This is a genomic window from Bifidobacterium anseris, from assembly GCF_002860345.1.
In the GTDB taxonomy this organism is placed as follows: domain Bacteria; phylum Actinomycetota; class Actinomycetes; order Actinomycetales; family Bifidobacteriaceae; genus Bifidobacterium; species Bifidobacterium anseris.
This window is the reverse complement of record NZ_NMYC01000008.1, coordinates 1-6,124: the sequence shown is the minus strand read 5'-3', so window position 1 is coordinate 6,124 and position 6,124 is coordinate 1. Positions and strand designations below refer to the sequence as shown.

At 59.9% G+C, this 6,124-nt stretch carries 3 rRNA genes; all 3 read left to right on the top strand.

From position 1 onward, the window contains the following. Positions 1–402: 402 nt before the first annotated feature. Positions 403–1,944 (top strand): 16S ribosomal RNA (locus tag CGZ88_RS08785). Positions 1,945–2,505: 561 nt separating this feature from the next. Then, positions 2,506–5,591, top strand: a 23S ribosomal RNA gene (locus tag CGZ88_RS08780). A gap of 194 nt (positions 5,592–5,785) precedes the next feature. Continuing rightward, positions 5,786–5,902: ribosomal RNA gene (gene rrf / locus CGZ88_RS08775) — 5S ribosomal RNA — on the top strand. Together the 16S, 23S and 5S rRNA genes form the textbook arrangement of a ribosomal RNA operon. Positions 5,903–6,124 lie beyond the last annotated feature (222 nt).

Genomic DNA, 6,124 nt, shown 5'->3' with positions numbered 1-6,124 from the left:
GGGGGTTGGTTGGGTGGTTTTGGGTGGTTTGCGACACGCCGGTGGTTGTGTGTGTTTGCAGGGGTTTTGGGGGTGTTGTGGTGGGGGTGGGTTTGTGTTTTGGTTTGGGGTGGTGTAAGTTATTCATCTTGCTGCCGGTTGGTGAGCTTCTGGACTGGGTTCGGAGGGTCGTTGGCTGTGTGTGGTGGTTTGAGAACTCAATAGTGTGTACTGTACTACTTCATCATGCGACTGACTTCGTGTTGGTTGTGTGGTGGTCTTTGATTGCCAGTCCGATGCCCGCCCGTGTGGTACCCGAGGGGGTTTGATGGGTGTCGGGGTTTTTGTGTGACCGTCCTTCCTTATTGGATGGTCCGTCTTTTTCTTTTGTGAGTCATCTGTTGGATGTCTCCATGAATGTTTTTTGTGGAGGGTTCGATTCTGGCTCAGGATGAACGCTGGCGGCGTGCTTAACACATGCAAGTCGAACGGGATCCCTGGCAGCTTGCTGCCGGGGTGAGAGTGGCGAACGGGTGAGTAATGCGTGACCAACCTGCCCCATGCACCGGAATAGCTCCTGGAAACGGGTGGTAATGCCGGATGCTCCGCGCCCCTGCATGGGGGTGTGGGAAAGGCTTTTGCGGCATGGGATGGGGTCGCGTCCTATCAGCTTGTTGGCGGGGTGACGGCCCACCAAGGCGTTGACGGGTAGCCGGCCTGAGAGGGTGACCGGCCACATTGGGACTGAGATACGGCCCAGACTCCTACGGGAGGCAGCAGTGGGGAATATTGCACAATGGGCGCAAGCCTGATGCAGCGACGCCGCGTGCGGGATGGAGGCCTTCGGGTTGTAAACCGCTTTTGTTCAAGGGCAAGGCAGGCTTTCGGGTCTGTTGAGTGGATTGTTCGAATAAGCACCGGCTAACTACGTGCCAGCAGCCGCGGTAATACGTAGGGTGCAAGCGTTATCCGGATTTATTGGGCGTAAAGGGCTCGTAGGCGGTTCGTCGCGTCCGGTGTGAAAGTCCATCGCTTAACGGTGGATCCGCGCCGGGTACGGGCGGGCTTGAGTGCGGTAGGGGAGACTGGAATTCCCGGTGTAACGGTGGAATGTGTAGATATCGGGAAGAACACCAATGGCGAAGGCAGGTCTCTGGGCCGTTACTGACGCTGAGGAGCGAAAGCGTGGGGAGCGAACAGGATTAGATACCCTGGTAGTCCACGCCGTAAACGGTGGATGCTGGATGTGGGGCCCTTTCCACGGGTTCCGTGTCGGAGCTAACGCGTTAAGCATCCCGCCTGGGGAGTACGGCCGCAAGGCTAAAACTCAAAGAAATTGACGGGGGCCCGCACAAGCGGCGGAGCATGCGGATTAATTCGATGCAACGCGAAGAACCTTACCTGGGCTTGACATGTGCCTGTCGGCGGCGGAAACGTCGCTTCCCTTCGGGGCGGGTTCACAGGTGGTGCATGGTCGTCGTCAGCTCGTGTCGTGAGATGTTGGGTTAAGTCCCGCAACGAGCGCAACCCTCGCCGCATGTTGCCAGCACGTCATGGTGGGAACTCATGCGGGACCGCCGGGGTCAACTCGGAGGAAGGTGGGGATGACGTCAGATCATCATGCCCCTTACGTCCAGGGCTTCACGCATGCTACAATGGCCGGTACAACGCGATGCGACATGGTGACATGGGGCGGATCGCTGAAAACCGGTCTCAGTTCGGATCGCAGTCTGCAACTCGACTGCGTGAAGGCGGAGTCGCTAGTAATCGCGGATCAGCAACGCCGCGGTGAATGCGTTCCCGGGCCTTGTACACACCGCCCGTCAAGTCATGAAAGTGGGCAGCACCCGAAGCCGGTGGCCCAACCGCTTTTCGCGGGGGGAGCCGTCTAAGGTGAGGCTCGTGATTGGGACTAAGTCGTAACAAGGTAGCCGTACCGGAAGGTGCGGCTGGATCACCTCCTTTCTACGGAGTTTTGTGGGGCGCCCGTGTTGGGTGCCTGTTTGTGGGATGGCTTGTTGCCCGCCCTTGTGGGTGGGGGTCGTCCCTGCTGGTGTGGAAGAGATCGTGGATCCCGCCCGTTTGGGTGGGGGTGGTATGGTGCGTGCTGTTGGGTTCCCGGACCGCCACGCCCTCCTTTTGGTGGGGTGTGTGGTTCCGCGCCCATGGGTCGTGTGCGGTGTCTGTTGGTGTCGTGCGGGGCTTGTGGTGTGGTGGTGGTTTGAGAACTGGAGAGTGGACGCGAGCAGCGGCCATGCCCTTTTGGGGTGTGGTTGGTGTTCGTACTGTGAATGAACCGAGGCGCATCGGCCTGATCCGTTGGGTTTGGTTGGTGTGGCCTGGATGCATCCCCGCTGTGTGGGGGTGTGTGTGTTCGTTCGTTTGTTTCGTGTCGGCCATGCCCCTGTTGGGGTGTGGTTGATGTGTGTGATGATCTGATAGTCGAGTGTTCCAGTTGGACACATTTTGTGTTTTTCGTTGTGTGTTCGCGGCGCCTGTCCCTTTGGCCCTTTTTGGGTTGGTGGGTTGGTTGTCGTGAAGGGCGCAGTGGTGGATGCCTTGGCAGACAGTACCGATGAAGGACGCGTGGGGCCGCGATAGTCCTCGGGGAGCCGCCGACATGGCTTTGATCCGAGGGTTTCCGAATGGGGCAACCCGCCAGCCGTCATGGGCTGGCACCGCATTGTGTGCGGGGGGTACGCAGGGAAGTGAAACATCTCAGTACCTGCAGGAGAGGATACTCCGTGAGTAGTGGCGAGCGAAAGCGGATGATGGCTAAACCGTGGTCGTGTGATACCCGTCGGGGGTTGCGGCTTCGGTGTCGTGGGAGCGTGTGTCCCGGTGCCGACGTGCCGGGCGTCAGTGACAAATACCGTGTGTGAGGCGAACCGGGTTGGATACCGGGCCGTAGAGGGTGATGGCCCCGTAGCCGAACGCGCATGGTCTGGCGATCGCGTCTCCCGAGTAGCGCGGGCCTCGTGGAATCCCGTGTGAATCCGCCCAGACCGTTGGGTAAGCCTGAGTATAGCTGTCTGACCGATAGTGGACGAGTACCGTGAGGGAAAGGTGAAAAGCACCCCGGGAGGGGAGTGAAAGAGTTCCTGAAACCGTGCGCCTACGAACCGTCGGAGCCTGGGTTTTCCCGGGTGACGGCGTGCCTATCGAAAAATGAGTCTGCGAGTCAGTGGCATGTGGCGAGCATAAGCCGTGTGGCGTATGCGTAGCGAAAGCGAGTCTTAAAAGGCGTTTTTCAGTCGCGTGTCCTGGACCCGAAGCGGGATGATCTAGCCCTGGGCAGGTTGAAGCGTGGGTAAGACCGCGTGGAGGACCGCACCCACTTAGGTTGAAAACTGAGGGGATGACCTGGGGTTAGGGGTGAAAGGCCAATCAAATTCCGTGATAGCTGGTTCTCTCCGAAATGCATTTAGGTGCAGCGTCGGTTGATTGCGCGCAGGGGGTAGAGCTACTGGATGCTTGCGGGCCCGTACCGGGTACCAACAGCAACCAAACTCCGAATACCTGTCGCGTGTATGCCGGCGGTGAGTCGGCGGGGGATAAGCTCCGTCGTCGAGAGGGAGACAGCCCAGACCGTCGTCTAAGGTCCCCAAGCGCGTGCTAAGTGGGAAAGGATGTGGAGTCGCATAGACAGCCAGGAGGTTGGCTCAGAAGCAGCCATCCTTGAAAGAGTGCGTAACAGCTCACTGGTCTAGTGGTTCCGCGCCGACAATGTAGCGGGGCTCAAGCACGCCACCGAAGACGCGGACGCCAACGTTTGGTTGGCGTGGTAGGAGAGCGTCCCATGAGGGTCGAAGCGGCCGTGCAAGCGTGTCGTGGACTTCATGGGAGTGAGAATGCAGACATGAGTAGCGAGAGCAGGGTGAGGATCCCTGCCGCTGGATGACCAAGGGTTCCAGGGCCACGTTCGTCGTCCCTGGGTGAGTCGGGTCCTAAGGCGAGGCCGACAGGCGTAGTCGAATGGATGAACGGGTTGATATTCCCGTACCGGCCGTATGACCGATCAACGGCCCCTTACGAAATATCCGGTTTCACCATGAGGCGCCCTCCTTTCGGGGATGGTGCCGATTGGCTGGTCCCGGGTGGCTTGTCTGGGGTCGAGCGCATGGAGTGACGCGGACGGGTAGCCGGCCGGGGAGGTGGTTTTCCCTGGTCAAGCGTGCGGCCCCGCCCCCAGGCAAATCCGGGGGCTTCATGGGGCGAGGCGTGATGATGGGGGCCTTCATGGCCCGATATCCGGTGATCCCGTCGGCCGAGAAAAGCTTCGGCGTGAGGTCTTCGGCCGCTCGTACCCCAAACCGACACAGGTGGTCAGGTAGAGTATACCGAAGCGAGCGAGCGAATCCTGGTCAAGGAACTCGGCAAACCGCTCCCGTGCCTTCGGCATAAGGGAGACCCCCCGCGGTGACGGCCCTGGCGGCCTCGAGCGGTGGGGGGTGGCACAAGCCAGGGGGTAGCGACTGTTTACCAAAAACACAGGTGCATGCCAAGACGCAAGTCGCCGTATATGCACTGACGCCTGCCCGGTGCCGGAAGGTTAAGAGGATCCATCAGCGCCTTGTGCGTGAAGTGGTGAATTCAAGCCCCGGTAAACGGCGGTGGTAACTATAACCATCCTAAGGTAGCGAAATTCCTTGTCGGGTAAGTTCCGACCTGCACGAATGGCGTAACGACTTCCCCGCTGTCTCGACCAGGAGCTCGGCGAAATTGCAGTACGAGTAAAGATGCTCGTTAAGCGCAGAAGGACGAAAAGACCCCGGGACCTTTACTATACCTTGGTATTGGCATCAGGTGCGGATTGTGTAGCATAGGCGGGAGACTGCGAGGCATGCACGCCAGTGTGTGTGGAGTCGGCCAGTGAAATACCGCTCTGTCCCCATCTGATGCCTAACCCGGACAAGTCAGCCTTGTCGGGGAGAGTGCCTGGCGGGTAGTTTAACTGGGGCGGTTGCCTCCCAAAGAGTAACGGAGGCGCTCAAAGGTCCGCTCGGCCCGGTTGGCAATCGGGTGTCGAGTGTAATCGCACAAGCGGGCTTGACTGCGAGATCGACGGATCGAGCAGGGACGAAAGTCGGAGATAGTGATCCGGTGCCGGCGTACGGACGCGGCATCGCTCAACGGATAAAAGGTACCCCGGGGATAACAGGCTGATCATTCCCAAGAGTCCATATCGACGGGATGGTTTGGCACCTCGATGTCGGCTCGTCGCATCCTGGGGCTGGAGCAGGTCCCAAGGGTTCGGCTGTTCGCCGATTAAAGCGGCACGCGAGCTGGGTTCAGAACGTCGTGAGACAGTTTGGTCTCTATCCTCTGCGCTCGTTGGAATCCTGAGGAGGCCTGCCCATAGTACGAGAGGACCTGGGTGGACGAACCTCTGGTATGCCGGTTGTCGCGCCAGCGGCACGGCCGGTTGGCTACGTTCGGGAGGGATAACCGCTGAAAGCATCTAAGCGGGAAGCCCGCTCCAAGATAAGGATTCCTTGCACCCCTTCGAGGGTGCGGCAGACCCCACATGAGACCATGTGGTCGATAGACCGGACGTGGAAGCCCCGCAAGGGGTGGAGCCGACCGGCACTAACGGTCGAAGACGACCCCCACCGGACACGTCGCGCGCACACGCACGCACCGGAACAACCGATACAGGGAGTCACACGATACAAGCATCAACACGAAACCGCAACGAACACCCGTTCCTTCCATACGAACACCTGCGCCCGCGTCCACCATCCGGTCCCCGAACCACCCACCAACCCCCACCCGGGGGTCGACCATGAATAACACAATACAGTCTTGCGGCGGTCACAGCCCAGGGGAGACGCCCGGTCCCATTCCGAACCCGGAAGCTAAGACCTGGCACGGCGATGGTACTGCACCCGACAGGGTGTGGGAGAGTAGCACGCCGCCGCACCCACACTTCACACGAAAGCCCACCACACGGTGGGCTTTCCCATATCCGGCGACTTCCACAGCCCACCCACACGGCGGGCTTTACCATATATGCGGCATCCACATGCACGCGACAGGCCCCGGCGAGACGAACAGCCTCGACCGGGGCCTTTCCGTATCCCAGCACACAGATCGGCATCTGCTTCCACAGTCATGCCCATATCACAGGCCTCGATAGGTATTC